Source organism: Acinetobacter sp. AHP123 (genome assembly GCF_023757925.1).
Taxonomy (GTDB): Bacteria; Pseudomonadota; Gammaproteobacteria; order Pseudomonadales; family Moraxellaceae; genus Acinetobacter; species Acinetobacter oleivorans.
The window spans coordinates 2,018,521-2,034,191 of record NZ_CP092454.1; the positions used below are offsets into that span (position 1 = coordinate 2,018,521).

The window sequence follows — 15,671 nt, forward strand, 5'->3', positions numbered from 1 at the left end:
ATGATGTATTGAAAATTTTATAGAACAACAATTAACGAATAGGGACTAAATTCGAGTGACGGCATTTTTAAAATTCCAAAGAAAAATGAGCCTTTGGTTAGAACACGTTGTTCAGCACATTCCGAGTCTTAAACAGGATATTATTTTATTTTTATCTTATGGTCCTAAAGACCAGAGATGTAGCGTTTGGCACAGTGAGAAAACAAATTTAGAGCAGGCCAAAAAACAATTATTAGATTTTATTAATGAACAGTTTGCACAGTCACCGCTGGATGATTATATAAAAATTGATGTGGCATACAACTTAACGAAACAAGCTTGGAAGGAAGTAGAGCAGCAGGTTCACCATCAATTTCACAACAATCACTACCGTAAAGGGATTGGATTTGATGAACACTGTTCAGTAGCTTTTCTCGAACAAGAGATTTATGGAAAAGCAATCATTCGAGGCCTGAGCTACGACAAACCGAACTTTTTTGATGAAACAAATCTGAATTATGCAGTTAAGCAAAAATATAACGCTCCAAAACCACAGATTAAATTACAAGAGCTGCAAGACATTTGGACTTTTGATACCTACGCAGCATTTTATGAAAATGAGGAATTTATTAACTTAGCGAGTGGTTATGATGTAAATGGAATTAGAGGAATTTCAAGCAATAAAAAACAGCATTTTCAGCATCTAATTGAGCAAAATTCGGCATTTCTGCATGACCAGATTCAAGAAAATGGCAAATTTATTTATGGCTATTTCTCTGCCTATGATCGGGACATTCGTAACTACAATACAGTGCGCCACTGTACCTCAGTATATGCCTTACTAGAAACTTTTGAGGTGCAGAGCAAGCCAGAATATTGGCCCAAAATACATGCTGCCATTCACTATGCACTGGCCAACTTTTATAAAGAAAAAGACTTAGAAACTGCTTTTATGATTGATGGTAAAGAAGGGGAATTCGAAATCAAATTAGGTGCCAATGCGGCCGCCATTTTAATGTTAACTAAATATCAAGAAATTACTCAAAAAAATGATTATCAAAAATATGCAGAAAAACTAGCAAATGGTATTTTAAAATTAGTCGATTCAAATGGCTCAACAACTCATGTATTAAATTATCCAGATTATGATTTAAAAGAAAAATTCAGAATTATTTATTATGATGGTGAAGCTGCTTTAGCTTTATTAAGGTTATATCAAATTAATCAAAATTCTATTTTATTAGAAACTGTTAAATTAATGTTTGAATATTTTATTAAAAATAGATATGAAAAATATCATGACCACTGGTTAAGTTATTGTACAAATGAACTCACTAAGATATGCCCCGAAGATAAATATTTTATTTTTGGTTTAAATAATTATTTAAAACATTTTATTTTTATTAAAAATCGAAAAACAACATATGCAACTTTATTAGAAATGCTAATGGCTGCTTATAAAATGGTGAACCGTTTAAAAGAGCAGGGGCGGACAGCACTTTTTGAGCAGGCGTATATGCCTGAGCTTCAAAAGCTAATTGAGTTTAGAGCTGATTTTCAAACTACAGGATTTTTTTATCCGGAAATGGCGATGTATATGGCTCGGCCAGATAAAATTTTACATGCGTTTTATATTCGCCATGATCGTTTTCGAGTACGGATTGATGACCAAGAACACAACTTATCGGGTTACATCGCTTACGTTAAAGATTACAAAGGTGATGAGCCATGAAATATCAGCCTGTTGAAATCAAGTTATTAGCACATATCGATACGACAAGTTTCGATGAAGATTTATGGCAATTCGAATTTGACGATGATATTTCAACACTACTGCTAATCGACTATGCATTAGAGCAATTTCAGCAAAAAAATGTACAAGCTCAAGATGACTATGTTGTCCCTGGACACCTATCTGAGCAATTAGGTCAGCAAAATCTAGGCTTAAAACCTTCGGAACATTACACTTTTACTGATCTATTGCAGTTGCTAATTTTCACCCAAGCAGTAGATGTGAAGGATGCTTTAAGCAATATGCTCTGCGGTACAGATGAGCAAGCCTATTTAATTTTGTCAAAAAGAGCTGTTACCTATAATTTAAATTTGAAAAAAGGAAGTACACAAAACCAGTTAAAATATTTGTTTTTATTAGTTAAAAATATTTATAGCCATCCAGCTGAAATCAGAAAACTTTTCTTTATAAAGGAGCTGAATTTTAAAGGAAAGTCTTATCTACCACAGACTCTCTTAATGGCACAGAATTTAGTAGAGGTTTTATATCTTACAAATTCATTTAGAAAAATTTATCTTACATTCTTTGAGGAAAATCAGACTATCGGTTTCTTTTCTTTCTTAGATGATATTCATCGTGCTGAGCACTTAATTCCTTATTATCACTGTTTTCAAACACAGACTGTAAGACCTAAAGTTTGCTCCACCCCAAGCGGCATTATTAATATTTTAGGTGATACCTACTTTGGGGAAATCTACACCGAAAAACGTAAGGCTAAAGGGCAAATAGATGCTCTGCAACAGTATGGATATGAATATTCATTTAAAAAAATAAAAGCCTTTTTAGGGGAACATGACCTAAATATTGCTAACTTTGAAGCGGTTTTCTCTTTAGAGAAACAATCTCCTTTAGTACATAAAAAGCCATTTATTCTTAAAGCTGATGCCGAACAAACATTAGCAGAGTTCAAAAATATTCACCTTAACCATGTGGTATTGGCAAATAACCATTTAAAAGACTATGGTGATCGTGGATTAGCTTATACATTACAACAATTTGATCAGGCCAATATTTCTTATATTGGTGCAGGCACAAATCAAAAAGAAGCCCATAGCTACTTTGAAATCACTTTTAATAACAAGCATTACACTATTTTTAACGGCTATTGGCACAGAGACACTGCCTATCTAGATTATGATTTTTATGCCTTAGGTCCTAAGAGTGGAGTTGCATGTCTAAATGGGGTTTTGCTTGAACAAATAGGTCGTTATAAGCAGACTAACCCTGAGCATAAAGTTATTGTTATTTGTCATTGGGGCATCGACTTTAAGCCGATTACCAAGGAACAGAGCAAGCTTGCTGATATTTTGACTCAAGCTGGTGCGGACCTCGTTATCGGTCATGGAGCTCATACCATTCAACCGATTAAAGTGATTAATCAGAAGCCTGTGGTATTTGGTATGGGCAATGCGGTTTTTAATAGCAATGGTGAATATACAGAGCAAAACACTTTGCCGTATGGATGTATAGCACGGCTAGATTTGTCAAAAGATCGACTGCGTTTATATCCAATCTATACCAATAATTTGAAAACATTTTGGCAACCGCATCCAGTCAATGAAGACGATTTTTCAGAGGCCAGCAATTATATGACTTCATTACTGACCCCTGAAAATTATTATGCAACACAAGATGATTTAGGTTTTTACGTCGAAATGAGTTTTTAAAATCTTTATGGATAACGTTGGTAATTTTCTAAAATTGTTTGAAGTTGGACCGGTGTAAAACCTAAATTTCTAAGTCCACCGCTGCCACGTTTACATTCGGCACTCGCCATGATGTTGGTTGGTGTACGTTTTGTAGCATTCGGTGCACAGACATGTTTTAGTCCAAAAACATGTCCCATTTCATGGACGCTACCAGCCTGAATATTATAATTGAGTCGGTTCCAATCTAATAAAACAAAAGGTTTACCATTATTACGAAATGCTCTACTTGTTACATCTTCAAATTTCCATTTAGTCGAATAGGCATCATAAATAAAAACGATGACTTCCTTGCTGGCAGTTCTTTTAGGAAAACAGGTGTTTACACTGGCAGGAATAGTTTCAGTAGAAATCGGGTAGGGTTGATTGATTTGCTGTTTTAAATCGCAATGTAATTTTGAAAACTCTTCGTAAGGGATATAACGGTGTAATTTGAATTTAAAAATCTTATTATTTTTATCATCTACATAATATTTATTTAATATTTTGATTTCTTTGCGCATCTGCTGGTAATTATCAAACTTTGTAGCTTCTGGAGAGTTAGTGGTAAAAACGAAAGTGACAGGAACGATAGGGCGGCCATCTGTAGATATTTTTGGTATTTCTCCTGAAGGAATAGGAGGGCGAGTAGTACAAGAAGCGCACAGTAAAGTCCCAGTAACCACCAATAATATTTTTTTCATGCAGATTTCCCTCAAGCCCACCTTGGATTGCATTTAGTTTTAGTCAAAAATTTTTATATGATATGAATTATGTCAATTTTTATGGAGTCCATTTTGACAACTCAGTATGAACTACATCGGCAGATTTTAGAAGTCATTGCTTTGATTCCTTACGGAAAAGTCGCAACTTATGGGCAAGTGGCTCGTATGGCAGGGTTACCTAAACATGCGAGATTAGTGGGCTATGTTTTGAAACATCTTGAAGCAGATCATCAAGTCCCTTGGTATCGGGTTATTAATTCTCAAGGCAAAATTAGCCTAAGCAAATTTAATGACAAAGGTGAAAATGTTCAGCAGTTAAAGCTAGAAGCTGAAGGAGTCTATTTGTTAAACGGTAAAGTAAACTTAAAGCAATTTGCTTGGCAGCCTTAAAGATCCTGAAAAGGCTTTTTTTAAATCATTGCCTAAATTATTAGAATTAACAAAATAGGCAATATTGAAATTATCGAACAATTAAAACAGGAATATGACTTTCGCCTAAGACTTTTTGTGCAACACTACCAAGTACAAGTTTTCGGACCCCTGTACGGCCATGAGAACCCATGACAATCAGATCTGCATTTAGGTCTTGAGCAGCCTGAATAATCTCTTCATGTACAACAAAACCTTCAAGTAGTTTGGTTTCGACAGTAATGCCTTCATTGGCAAATTCTTGTTTTGCGTGTTCTAAAATATCGAGTAAATAGGTTCTTGTCCGTTCAATCAAATCATTCGTTTGACCAGTTTTTACATAGGCGTCAGCAATAAACGGATCAAGAGCCATCACTTGCACAACCGTAATTTTACTATTTAACGCTTTTCCCAGTTTGATTGCCTCTTTCATGGCAATTAAAGAAGTTTCAGAACCGTCAATTGGTACAAGAATATGTTGATATAACATGAGTGTTTTCCTTATTGTAATGATGCTTATTTATTCAATACTTTATACTTATTTTTTGACGATTTAAATTCAAGCACGTAATCATTTGTGAGTTTATAACAACAAATTTTTGTAGATATATTTTTATAGATTCCGCAAATTTTCCATATGTGTAGATAAAGCATCTATATTTTCAGTTTGTAAATATTCGCGTATTTTTAAAATTTGCTTCTCATCCAAATCATAAAGTTTTAAAGCAAGCAGTTTATCTATTTGTTCTTGAGGAAAACGATATTTAATAATTTTCGCAGGTACACCCCCTACAATTGCATAGGGGGGAACATCTTTAGTGACCACAGCTCCGGTTGCAACCACTGCACCTTCACCAAGTTTGACCCCTTGCATAATCATTGCACGACTACCAATCCAGCATCCATCTGCAATTACAGTATCACCAGCTGCTAAAAAACTACGGGTATCAAAAGGGAAAGTTGAAATCCAGTCTGGTCTATGAAGTTGGTTGCCGCCCATCATAATGACGCATTCAGCACCAAAGCAAACAAAATTACCAATATAAAGTTGGTCAATAGGTTTGTCTGGTGTCGAGGCTTTATCATGTAAGTAACGCACGACACAACGTTCAAAACCTTGATCCCAATAGGCTGAATAATATGAGTAATTACCACTGATATGGATATTCGGGTTTTTAACAGTTTTATGGATAAATTCAAACTCACACCAATGACGAACTGGAGTGTTAATTAAAGAGTTATCCATGTGTGATTTCCCAAAAATATATCAATGATATTTAATAAAAACCCCTCATAAAGAGGGGCTAGTTGTGCATTATCTTAGAGATATTCTACACTTACGATTTCATATTCGACTTCGCCTTGAGGAGTCACGATTTTTACTTCATCGCCTTCACTCTTACTCAAAAGACCACGTGCGATTGGTGAGTTCACCGAGATTTTATTAATTTTAAAATCTGCTTCGTCATCGCCAACAATTTTATAAGTTTTACGTTCTTCAGTATCAAGATTTTCAATTGTTACTGTTACACCAAAAACAACACGGCCATTTTGCTCAAGTGTTTTAACATCAATTTCTTGAGCAGCGCCTAATTTACCTTCGATATCCTGAATACGGCCTTCACAGAAACCTTGCTGTTCACGTGCAGCATGATATTCAGCATTTTCCTTTAAGTCGCCATGTTCACGTGCTTCTGCAATAGCTTGAATAATACGTGGACGTTCAACAGATTTTAAATGTTGTAATTCTTTCTCTAAGGCAATTTTACCTTCAGGGGTCATTGGATAGCGTTGCATTTTGGTCCCTCTTAATTTGAGAAAACACAGTTAAAAAAAAATGAAAAAATCCCGCCACCGATAAGGTGACGGGACTTATCGGTAACAAATTAACCTACAGTTAAATCTTGCAAGCGGTATACATCCATTGGCAATTTCACATCAAAAGCTTGGCAAACAGCTTCTGCACCATTGATAGTCGTTGTGTAATACACTTTGCCTTGTAGGGCAGCACGACGAATCATTGCAGAGTCATATTGAGCTTGTTTACCTTCAGTGGTATTGACAATAAGGTGTATTTCACCATTTTTCAAGCGGTCAACAATATGTGGACGACCTTCGGTTACTTTATTCACAGATTCGCATTCTAAACCTGCTTCTTTAAGCACTTGGTATGTACCACCTGTTGCAATAAGCTTGAAGCCATATGCAGCTAATTTCTTAGCGATATCTGCAATATATTTCTTGTCAGATTCACGTACAGATAAGAAAGCATGTTTTACTTCGCCTTCAGTTGGTAGACCTGGTAAGCGATCATTTGAGCCTAAAACAGCTTTATAGAATGCTTCACCAAATGTTTTACCAACGCCCATTACTTCACCTGTAGATTTCATCTCAGGTCCAAGCATAGGGTCTACGCCTTGGAATTTAGCGAATGGGAATACAGCTTCTTTCACAGCAAAGTGTGTTGGAATGATTTCTTTAGTAAACCCTTGAGATTCAAGTGATTGACCAGCCATACAACGTGCAGCTACTTTTGCTAAAGAATCACCAATACATTTCGATACGAATGGAACTGTACGTGAAGCACGTGGGTTAACTTCAAGAACGTAAACATCATCGCCTTTAACTGCGAACTGAACGTTCATCAAACCAACCACACCAAGTTCTTTTGCCATCGCAACAGTTTGACGACGCATTTCATCCTGAATTTCTTTAGATAAAGAATAAGGAGGAATTGAACATGCAGAGTCACCTGAGTGAATACCTGCTTGTTCGATGTGCTGCATAATGCCGCCGATAACAACATCTTTACCGTCAGATACACAGTCAACATCAACTTCAGTTGCATCATCTAGGAAACGGTCAAGAAGAACAGGAGCTTCGTTAGATGCCTGAACTGCTTCACGAAGGTAACGTTTAAGTTCTTCTTCGTTGTATACGATTTCCATTGCACGACCACCTAATACATAAGATGGACGAACAACTAACGGATAACCTACTTTCGCAGCTTCAGAGATACCTTCTTCAGCAGATTTTACAATGCTGTTGTTTGGTTGACGAAGCTGTAAACGTTGGATCATTTGTTGGAAACGTTCACGGTCTTCTGCACGGTCAATTGCATCTGGTGATGTACCAATAATTGGTGTACCAGCTTCTTCTAAAGCACGTGCCAATTTAAGAGGCGTTTGACCACCGTACTGTACGATCACGCCTTTTGGCTTCTCAGTACGTACAATTTCAAGTACATCCTCAAGTGTTACAGGTTCGAAGTACAAACGATCTGATGTGTCGTAGTCAGTAGAAACAGTTTCAGGGTTACAGTTAACCATGATTGTTTCATAACCATCTTCACGCATCGCTAACGCAGCGTGTACACAGCAGTAGTCAAATTCGATACCTTGACCAATACGGTTTGGACCGCCACCAATAACCATGATCTTGTCACGATTTGATGGATTTGCTTCACATTCTTCATCGTAAGTTGAATACATGTATGCAGTACCTGATTCAAACTCGGCAGCACATGTATCAACACGTTTATAAACTGGATAAACACCCAAGTTCCAACGTTGTTTACGGAATTGCTTTTGCGAAATACCCATGAGGTGTGCAATACGAAGGTCAGATAAACCTTTGCGTTTGAATGCACGGATATTGTTAGCGTTTAAGTCACCAAAACCTAAAGCTTTTACTTCAGCTTCAGTTTTAACGATGTCTTGAATTTGAATGAGGAACCAACGATCAATTTTGGTTGCTTCAAACACTTCATCTAAAGAGAAACCATGACGGAAAGCATCTGCTACATACCAGATACGCTCAGGGCCTGGAACTTTAAGCTCTTTTAAAATGGTTTCTTTTGCATTTGTTGCGCCAGCTTCGATTTTTTCATCGAAACCGCTTACGCCAACTTCAAGACCACGTAATGCTTTTTGTACAGATTCTTGGAAGTTACGGCCAATTGCCATGACTTCACCAACAGATTTCATCTGAGTGGTAAGAACTGGTTCTGCTTGCGGGAATTTCTCGAAGTTAAAACGAGGAATCTTCGTTACAACATAGTCAATCGATGGTTCGAAGCTTGCAGGAGTCACGCCACCAGTGATGTCATTTTTCAATTCATCAAGGGTATAACCAACAGCAAGTTTTGCTGCGATTTTTGCGATTGGGAAACCTGTTGCTTTAGAAGCAAGAGCAGATGAACGAGATACACGTGGGTTCATCTCAATGACAACCATACGTCCATCTTTCGGGTTAATACCAAACTGAACGTTAGAACCACCTGTTTCAACACCAATTTCACGAAGAACTGCAACTGAAGCATTACGCATCAATTGATATTCTTTGTCTGTTAATGTCTGAGCAGGAGCAACGGTAATTGAGTCGCCAGTGTGAACGCCCATTGGGTCAAAGTTTTCGATCGCACATACGATAATACAGTTGTCGTTTTTGTCACGAACAACTTCCATTTCGTATTCTTTCCAGCCAATTAACGATTCATCAATCAATAACTGGTGAGTAGGAGAGAGGTCAAAACCACGTTCACAAATTTCAAGGAATTCTTCGCGGTTATATGCAATACCACCGCCCGAACCACCCATTGTAAATGACGGACGGATAATTACTGGGAAGCCAAAGCGTGACTGGATTGCTAAAGCTTCTTCCATTGTTTCAGCAATGGCAGCTTTTGGACATTCCAATCCAATTTTACGCATAGCGATATCGAAGAGTTTACGATCTTCGGCTTTCTCAATCGCTTCTTTGCTTGCACCAATTAATTCAACATTATATTTTTCAAGAACACCATGCTCATCAAGCGCAAGAGCACAGTTCAATGCAGTTTGACCACCCATCGTTGGTAATACTGCATCTGGACGTTCTTTTTCAATAATCTGTGCAACTGTTTGCCAAGTAATCGGCTCAATATAAGTTGCATCAGCCATTGAAGGATCTGTCATGATGGTAGCTGGGTTAGAGTTAACCAAAATAACACGGTAGCCTTCTTCACGAAGAGCTTTACATGCTTGAGCACCTGAGTAGTCAAACTCACATGCCTGTCCAATCACAATCGGGCCAGCACCAATAATTAAGATGCTTTTAATATCCGTACGTTTAGGCATTATTCGCTCCGTAATTACTGTTTAGATGCTTCGATAAGTTCGATGAAATGATCGAACAAAGGTGCACAATCATGTGGACCAGGGCTCGCTTCAGGGTGACCTTGGAAGCTGAAAGCTGGTTTGTCTGTGCGGTGGATACCTTGTAAGGTGCCATCGAACAATGATTTATGCGTTGCTTTTAAGTTAGCCGGTAAAGTTTCTGCATCTACAGCGAAACCATGGTTCTGTGAAGTAATCATCACTGTACCATCTTCAAGATTTTGTACAGGGTGGTTAGCACCGTGGTGACCATGGTTCATTTTTACAGTTTTTGCACCAGAAGCGAGTGCCAAGATTTGGTGGCCTAAGCAAATACCAAATACAGGTAATGTTGTGGTTTCAACAATAGTTTTTACAGCTTCGATTGCGTAATCACAAGCAGCTGGATCGCCAGGACCATTTGAAAGGAATACGCCATCCGGATTAAGTGCCAATACTTTTTCAGCCGGAGTTTCTGCAGGAACAACGGTTAGTTTGCAACCGCGGTCTGCAAGCATACGTAAGATGTTGGTTTTGACACCGTAATCGTATGCAACTACATGATATTTTAATTCAGGTTGAGAGAAGCCCTGACCCAGAGTCCATGAACCTTCAGACCATTCAAAACCAGTTGGATCACAACATTCTTTTGCAAGGTCTAAGCCATTTAAGCCACCAAAAGCACGAGCTTTTGCAATTGCTTCTTCTTCAGTAATATTTTCACCAGCAAGGATGCATCCGTTTTGTGCACCAGTCTGACGTAAAATACGTGTTAATTTACGCGTATCAATATCTGCGATTGCAACAACATTGTGTTCTTGCAGATATTCGCTCAGCGACTGCTCAGCACGGAAGTTACTGTGTAGTAGAGGAAGGTCACGAATAATTAAACCATTCGCCCATACTTTATGGATACGACCAGATTCAACGTCTTCCGCGTTACAACCAGTGTTACCAATATGAGGGTAAGTTAATGTCACAATTTGTTGTGCATAACTTGGGTCAGTCAAAATTTCTTGATAGCCAGTCATGGCTGTGTTAAAAACGACTTCTCCAGTCGTACTTCCCGTTGCGCCGATTGACGTTCCTTTAAAGATCGTTCCATCTGCGAGGGCTAAAATGGCGGGGATGCTCAAACCAAAGCTCCTGAATTTCGGCTGTAAAAAAGCGAGTAGACCCAAAAAAGATCGGCAATGTTTGGATAAAACATGCCCTCCCTATCGGTCTGCCCGCTTGTAACTTAACAGCGCATTATACGCATGGAACCCCTAAAAGTCTATTTCTTTTCTGCTAAAAAATATAATTCATTGCTTGCTTTTTATAAAAAAATTATCCACTCATCTGAATCAGATACTTTTGATAAATTGTCTAACAATTTGCAAGGAGAATTCTTTGAACTGGATTTATTGTATTGCTAGTTAAAAAATAAACAATATGAGGAAATAGTATGAGCAATAATGAAGTTTCAAAAGAAGTGAGTGAAAAAACTCAAGCAGTAGTTGAATCAGTCAAAGCTGAGGTCAATGAAGTGAAAGAAACGATAGCTGCAACTACAACTAAGGCTAAAAAAACAGTAACCGCTAAAACAGCACAGGTAAAAGAAACTGTTGCTGAAAAAACTGAGCAAGTTAAAGAAGTTGCTACTGAAGCTAAAGCTCAGGTAAAAGAGGCGATTGCTGAAACTCAAGAACAAGTCCAAGAAGTTTTAAGCGAGGCTCAAGAGAAAATTGAAGCTGAAACTCATGAGTTAAATAAAAATATACAAAATCAATTTGTCCAAATTAAACAAGATATTTTACAACGTCTTGATGTGATTAAGGCTCAGTTTAGTACTTCGCAAGAAGGCTTATCTGATCTTAAAAATGCTTTGAAAGCAGAAATTAATGCGCTTATTGAAGATTTAACAAAAGTGAGCAAAGAGCTTAAAGGTGATATTAGCCAGATTTCTTTAAAACACAAAGATTCTCTAAGTGAAAGTATTAAACGTACTAAAAATAATGCAGTCGAAGCTTGGAATAAAGCACGAGACAATTAAGGATCTCTGCTTTGGTCCAGCTATAAAAAAGCGAGAATTAATTTCTCGCTTTTTTATTTTTAGAACTGATGTAACCAGTCACGTTTATTATGGAAATCTGCACTTTTTCCACTATGCTGCATCGCATAGTACTGCATACCTTCTTTGGTTTTTAAAACTGTAGTTAAACCTAAATAAAGGTTTGCCCATTTCAAGCGATGCTGTTGCATAAATTGCCCTAAATCGAGACTAACATTTAAGCCATAGTGAGTACGCTTGAGATGATTCAGTTCAATATCGTAAGCAGCAAGGGGAGGTATACTCTCTGGATAGCGATATTCTTCAAACTGATATGACTGCCATGCTTGAGAAGGGGAAAGATTAATCTCCCGATAATAATCTTCATCATGCACGCCAACAAAAATTTCGAAACAAGTTTCTTCCCACAAAAAATCTTGACGAGGATGAGCCGCGACTTCTTGAGGCCAGATAATAAGTTGATTTGGATCACGAATCCAAAAACCGATATTTAAAGTATAGGGTGCTTGCTGTTCAATTGCGCCAACAACGGAAACAGCATGAAAACGATCAAAAGCTGAAAGTTCGTAACTTGCCATAGTTTGTCAAATTAAATTAGTTTGCTAAGTGAGCGTGACGAACAAGATTAGACAAGTGCTGGTTTTGTTTAGCTGCTTTTTTGTAAAGCAAAACAATTTTACCAATTTTTTGCACAGCTTCTGCACCAGTTGCTTCTACAATTGCTTCAATTGTTGCAGTACGCGCTTCACGGTCTTCACCAGCAATCTTAACTTTAATAAGCTCATGGTCGTTTAAAGCACGAAGCGTTTCTTCGATTACCGCGTCTGTTAAGCCTTGTCCACCAATCATGACAACCGGATTAAGCACATGACCAATTTGACGTAAACGTTTACGTTCATGGATAGATAAAGCGGCCATTAAAAATACCTGATTTTAAAAACGGCTTAGTATAGCAAAAAACTTAAATCCAGATGTACGAAAAACTGTATAAATAATCGATCAATATTATTGGAAAAAAACTGTAAAACTTAGTGAGATTACGCTACATCCGTACTGTAATGAGAGTAATTTTCACGTACAATGAACGATCAGAAGTTTTTTTGATATTTAGTGAGTTATGGCAACACGCATTACAAACCAGAAATTGTCGAAAAGTAGTCGTGCGTGGATGAGAGAACATCTGGACGACCCTTTTGTTAAAAAAGCTCAAAAGGAAGGGTATCGTGCTCGAGCAGCCTATAAACTTCTTGAAATCCAAGAAAAATATAAGTTGATCAAGCCAGGCATGACGGTAGTAGATTTAGGCGCGGCTCCTGGTAGTTGGTCTCAAATCGCTGGGAAACTTGTTGGTAGCAAAGGTTTAGTCGTTGCTTCCGATATTTTACCTATGGATGCTTTGCCTGATGTCACTTTCTTACAAGGCGACTTTAGAGAAGAAGATGTATTTGAAAAATTGTTAAATATTTTAAATGGGCGACAAGTAGACATTGTAATTTCTGATATGGCCCCCAATACATCAGGTAATAGGGCTGTTGATCAACCTAGACAGATTTACTTATGTGAACTGGCTTTAGATTTTGCTCAAAAGGTTCTTGGTCCTAATGGACAACTTGTAGTTAAGGTGTTCCAAGGCGAAGGATTTGATGAGTTTCGTAAACAAGTAGTTGATAGTTTTGATGTGTTAAAAACAGTAAAACCAGCAGCTTCTCGTGCACGATCTAAAGAAGTTTTTTTGGTTGGACAAGGGCGTAAGAAAGCATTGCAATAAAGTTTACTTGCCAAGCTCCTAAAAATTGTGCATTTTGTACTTTTAGGTTATCCGCAAGCAATACAGTTGCTGCTTTTATGACGATCGGCCAAGATTGGGCATGATCAAATTAGATCGATATGGGAATAAAGCTTTGAGCGATTACTTCAAGAATGCCGTATTGTGGCTAATAATACTTGGTGTTCTGATTTTAATTTTCAGTAATATCAGTGACCGCAACAAGCCTACTGCGATGAAATATTCAGATTTCGTTGCAGCGGTGAATAGTGGCCAAATTAAGCAAGTCACAATTGACGGTTTAAATATTAATGGTGAAAAAACTAACGGATCACAGTTTGAAACTGTTCGTCCGCAAGTTGAAGACACTGAGCTTATGCCAAGCTTAAATAAACAAAATGTTGTTGTTGAGGGAACAGCTCCACAACGTCAAGGCATTTTGATGCAACTTCTCATTGCTAGTTTCCCTGTACTGTTAATCATTTTGTTATTCATGTTCTTTATGCGTAACATGGGTGGTGGTGCAGGCGGAAAGAATGGACCGATGAGTTTTGGTAAGTCGAAGGCAAAAATGCTTTCTGAAGACCAGATCAAAGTCAATTTTTCTGACGTCGCCGGCTGTGATGAAGCAAAACAAGAAGTTGTTGAAATTGTTGATTTCTTAAAAGACCCTGCAAAATTCAAACGTTTGGGCGCGACTATTCCTCGTGGCGTACTTATGGTTGGTCCTCCGGGTACTGGTAAAACATTATTAGCTAAAGCAATTGCTGGTGAAGCGAAAGTTCCTTTCTTCAGCATTTCAGGTTCTGACTTTGTAGAAATGTTCGTGGGTGTGGGTGCGTCCCGTGTCCGTGATATGTTTGAGCAAGCGAAACGTCACGCGCCATGTATCATCTTTATCGATGAGATTGATGCTGTTGGTCGTCACCGTGGTTCGGGTACGGGTGGTGGTCATGATGAGCGTGAACAAACCTTAAACCAGATGCTTGTGGAAATGGATGGTTTTGAAGGTAATGAAGGCGTAATCGTTATTGCTGCAACTAACCGTGTTGATGTGCTTGATAAAGCATTATTACGTCCAGGTCGTTTTGACCGTCAAGTAATGGTTGGTTTACCGGATATTCGTGGTCGTGAGCAAATTCTGAATGTACATTTGAAAAAATTACCTTCAGTTACAGGTGTGGACATGAAAGTGTTAGCACGTGGTACGCCAGGTTTCTCTGGTGCACAGTTGGCTAACCTTGTTAACGAAGCTGCATTATTTGCTGCACGCCGTAATAAGAATACGGTCGACATGCATGACTTTGAAGATGCAAAAGACAAAATCTACATGGGTCCAGAGCGTAAGTCGATGGTTCTACGTGAAGAAGAGCGTCGTGCAACTGCTTATCATGAAGCTGGACATGCAATTGTTGCAGAGATTTTGCCTGGTACAGATCCTGTTCATAAAGTAACGATCATGCCACGTGGTTGGGCTTTGGGTGTAACTTGGCAGTTACCTGAACAAGACCAGATTAGCCATTATAAAGACAAAATGCTAAATGAAATTGCGATTTTGTTTGGTGGTCGTATTGCTGAGGAAGTGTTTATCCAACAGCAATCTACTGGTGCTTCAAATGACTTTGAGCGAGCTACTAAAATGGCGCGTGCAATGGTTACTAAGTACGGTATGTCTGACAAAATGGGCGTAATGGTTTACGAAGATGAAAACCAGAATGGTTTCTTTGGAAATGTAGGAAGCCGTACGATTTCTGAAGCAACTCAACAGTTAGTTGATGAAGAAGTACGCCGTATTCTTGATGAGCAATATAAAGTTGCACGTAATATCTTAGAAGGTAATAAAGATATTGCCCATGCAATGGTAAAAGCTTTGATGGAATGGGAAACCATTGATCGTGATCAAATTCGTGACATTATGGAAGGTCGTGAGCCACAACCACCTAAAGTCTATGTTGCTGAAAATCCAGTGGCTGCATTTGAACCACCAAAAGATGGTCCATCTACACCACCACCATTACCAGCAATGAACTAAATGAGTTAAGTAAAAGAGCCACAGTCATGTGGCTCTTTTTTTATGCATGTATTTCAGACAAAGCCAAAAAGAAATCAGCAGTATATTGATCAGAGTC

General features: G+C 38.1%; 15 protein-coding genes. 7 read left to right on the forward strand and 8 right to left on the reverse strand.

All coding sequences use genetic code 11. The annotated features are described in order from the left end of the window. Positions 1 to 55 precede the first annotated feature (55 nt). On the forward strand, positions 56 to 1,711 hold the full coding sequence (locus MJX77_RS09635) for a poly alpha-glucosyltransferase (protein WP_252058862.1): 1,656 nt from the start codon (positions 56 to 58) through the stop codon (positions 1,709 to 1,711). Beyond that, positions 1,708 to 3,438 (forward strand): CapA family protein, encoded by a 1,731-nt coding sequence (locus MJX77_RS09640; protein ID WP_252058863.1) that lies wholly within the window; start codon positions 1,708 to 1,710, stop codon positions 3,436 to 3,438. Before MJX77_RS09635 ends, MJX77_RS09640 begins: the two co-directional genes overlap by 4 nt. A gap of 5 nt (positions 3,439 to 3,443) precedes the next feature. Here the strand turns inward: MJX77_RS09640 and MJX77_RS09645 are convergent, their stop codons facing one another. Beyond that, a complete protein-coding gene (locus MJX77_RS09645; protein ID WP_252058865.1) occupies positions 3,444 to 4,160 on the reverse strand; it encodes a zinc metalloprotease in 717 nt (238 codons plus the stop codon). 81 nt (positions 4,161 to 4,241) lie between these two features. Here MJX77_RS09645 and MJX77_RS09650 point away from each other — a divergent pair, with 81 nt between their 5' ends. Further along, positions 4,242 to 4,571, forward strand: coding sequence for an MGMT family protein (locus MJX77_RS09650; RefSeq protein ID WP_081309557.1), 330 nt, complete (start codon positions 4,242 to 4,244; stop codon positions 4,569 to 4,571). A 70-nt stretch (positions 4,572 to 4,641) separates the two neighbouring features. Here MJX77_RS09650 and MJX77_RS09655 read toward each other — a convergent pair whose 3' ends face one another. The 5 genes from MJX77_RS09655 to carA all read right to left on the reverse strand — a co-directional run bounded on the left by MJX77_RS09655 (position 4,642) and on the right by carA (position 10,860). Further along, entirely contained in the window at positions 4,642 to 5,079 is a 438-nt protein-coding gene (locus tag MJX77_RS09655) for a universal stress protein (protein WP_005307948.1), read from the reverse strand. 123 nt (positions 5,080 to 5,202) lie between these two features. Then, complete coding sequence (locus MJX77_RS09660) at positions 5,203 to 5,835, reverse strand: CatB-related O-acetyltransferase (RefSeq protein WP_252058867.1); 633 nt, start codon at positions 5,833 to 5,835, stop codon at positions 5,203 to 5,205. Between the two features lie 74 nt (positions 5,836 to 5,909). Next, the gene (gene greA / locus MJX77_RS09665; RefSeq protein WP_005307940.1) at positions 5,910 to 6,386 is read right to left on the reverse strand and encodes a transcription elongation factor GreA; all 477 of its coding nucleotides are present in this window, start codon (positions 6,384 to 6,386) and stop codon (positions 5,910 to 5,912) included. 89 nt (positions 6,387 to 6,475) lie between these two features. Further along, complete coding sequence (gene carB / locus MJX77_RS09670) at positions 6,476 to 9,706, reverse strand: carbamoyl-phosphate synthase large subunit (RefSeq protein ID WP_252058868.1); 3,231 nt, start codon at positions 9,704 to 9,706, stop codon at positions 6,476 to 6,478. A 14-nt stretch (positions 9,707 to 9,720) separates the two neighbouring features. Next, on the reverse strand, positions 9,721 to 10,860 hold the full coding sequence (carA, locus tag MJX77_RS09675) for a glutamine-hydrolyzing carbamoyl-phosphate synthase small subunit (protein ID WP_005307938.1): 1,140 nt from the start codon (positions 10,858 to 10,860) through the stop codon (positions 9,721 to 9,723). A gap of 123 nt (positions 10,861 to 10,983) precedes the next feature. Between carA and MJX77_RS09680 the strand changes: the two genes are divergently transcribed. Continuing rightward, positions 10,984 to 11,142 (forward strand): hypothetical protein, encoded by a 159-nt coding sequence (locus MJX77_RS09680; RefSeq protein WP_081399114.1) that lies wholly within the window; start codon positions 10,984 to 10,986, stop codon positions 11,140 to 11,142. A gap of 29 nt (positions 11,143 to 11,171) precedes the next feature. Next, on the forward strand, positions 11,172 to 11,759 hold the full coding sequence (locus MJX77_RS09685; protein WP_049837312.1) for a hypothetical protein: 588 nt from the start codon (positions 11,172 to 11,174) through the stop codon (positions 11,757 to 11,759). 59 nt (positions 11,760 to 11,818) lie between these two features. Here MJX77_RS09685 and MJX77_RS09690 read toward each other — a convergent pair whose 3' ends face one another. Both MJX77_RS09690 and yhbY read right to left on the reverse strand, forming a co-directional pair. Beyond that, positions 11,819 to 12,355 carry a DOMON-like domain-containing protein gene (locus MJX77_RS09690; RefSeq protein WP_004790459.1) on the reverse strand — a complete coding sequence of 179 codons (537 nt, stop codon included), beginning with the start codon at positions 12,353 to 12,355 and terminating at the stop codon, positions 11,819 to 11,821. A gap of 16 nt (positions 12,356 to 12,371) precedes the next feature. Next, entirely contained in the window at positions 12,372 to 12,695 is a 324-nt protein-coding gene (gene yhbY / locus MJX77_RS09695; RefSeq protein WP_004790462.1) for a ribosome assembly RNA-binding protein YhbY, read from the reverse strand. Between the two features lie 199 nt (positions 12,696 to 12,894). On the opposite strand from yhbY, the gene rlmE reads away from it, so the two are divergent. After that, positions 12,895 to 13,545 (forward strand): 23S rRNA (uridine(2552)-2'-O)-methyltransferase RlmE, encoded by a 651-nt coding sequence (gene rlmE, locus MJX77_RS09700; RefSeq protein WP_252058871.1) that lies wholly within the window; start codon positions 12,895 to 12,897, stop codon positions 13,543 to 13,545. Positions 13,546 to 13,678: 133 nt separating this feature from the next. Further along, on the forward strand, positions 13,679 to 15,574 hold the full coding sequence (gene ftsH / locus MJX77_RS09705; RefSeq protein WP_034591375.1) for an ATP-dependent zinc metalloprotease FtsH: 1,896 nt from the start codon (positions 13,679 to 13,681) through the stop codon (positions 15,572 to 15,574). Positions 15,575 to 15,671: the final 97 nt, after the last annotated feature.

Bases quoted from the DNA above. Each gene is read 5' to 3' on its own strand.
- MJX77_RS09690 (WP_004790459.1), bottom strand. From the start codon at position 12,355: ATGGCAAGTTACGAACTTTCAGCTTTTGATCGTTTTCATGCTGTTTCC.
- rlmE (WP_252058871.1), top strand. From the start codon at position 12,895: ATGGCAACACGCATTACAAACCAGAAATTGTCGAAAAGTAGTCGTGCG.
- carB (WP_252058868.1), bottom strand. From the start codon at position 9,706: ATGCCTAAACGTACGGATATTAAAAGCATCTTAATTATTGGTGCTGGC.
- greA (WP_005307940.1), bottom strand. From the start codon at position 6,386: ATGCAACGCTATCCAATGACCCCTGAAGGTAAAATTGCCTTAGAGAAA.
- yhbY (WP_004790462.1), bottom strand. From the start codon at position 12,695: ATGGCCGCTTTATCTATCCATGAACGTAAACGTTTACGTCAAATTGGT.
- MJX77_RS09645 (WP_252058865.1), bottom strand. From the start codon at position 4,160: ATGAAAAAAATATTATTGGTGGTTACTGGGACTTTACTGTGCGCTTCT.
- MJX77_RS09650 (WP_081309557.1), top strand. From the start codon at position 4,242: ATGGAGTCCATTTTGACAACTCAGTATGAACTACATCGGCAGATTTTA.
- MJX77_RS09685 (WP_049837312.1), top strand. From the start codon at position 11,172: ATGAGCAATAATGAAGTTTCAAAAGAAGTGAGTGAAAAAACTCAAGCA.
- MJX77_RS09640 (WP_252058863.1), top strand. From the start codon at position 1,708: ATGAAATATCAGCCTGTTGAAATCAAGTTATTAGCACATATCGATACG.
- MJX77_RS09680 (WP_081399114.1), top strand. From the start codon at position 10,984: ATGGAACCCCTAAAAGTCTATTTCTTTTCTGCTAAAAAATATAATTCA.
- MJX77_RS09660 (WP_252058867.1), bottom strand. From the start codon at position 5,835: ATGGATAACTCTTTAATTAACACTCCAGTTCGTCATTGGTGTGAGTTT.
- MJX77_RS09655 (WP_005307948.1), bottom strand. From the start codon at position 5,079: ATGTTATATCAACATATTCTTGTACCAATTGACGGTTCTGAAACTTCT.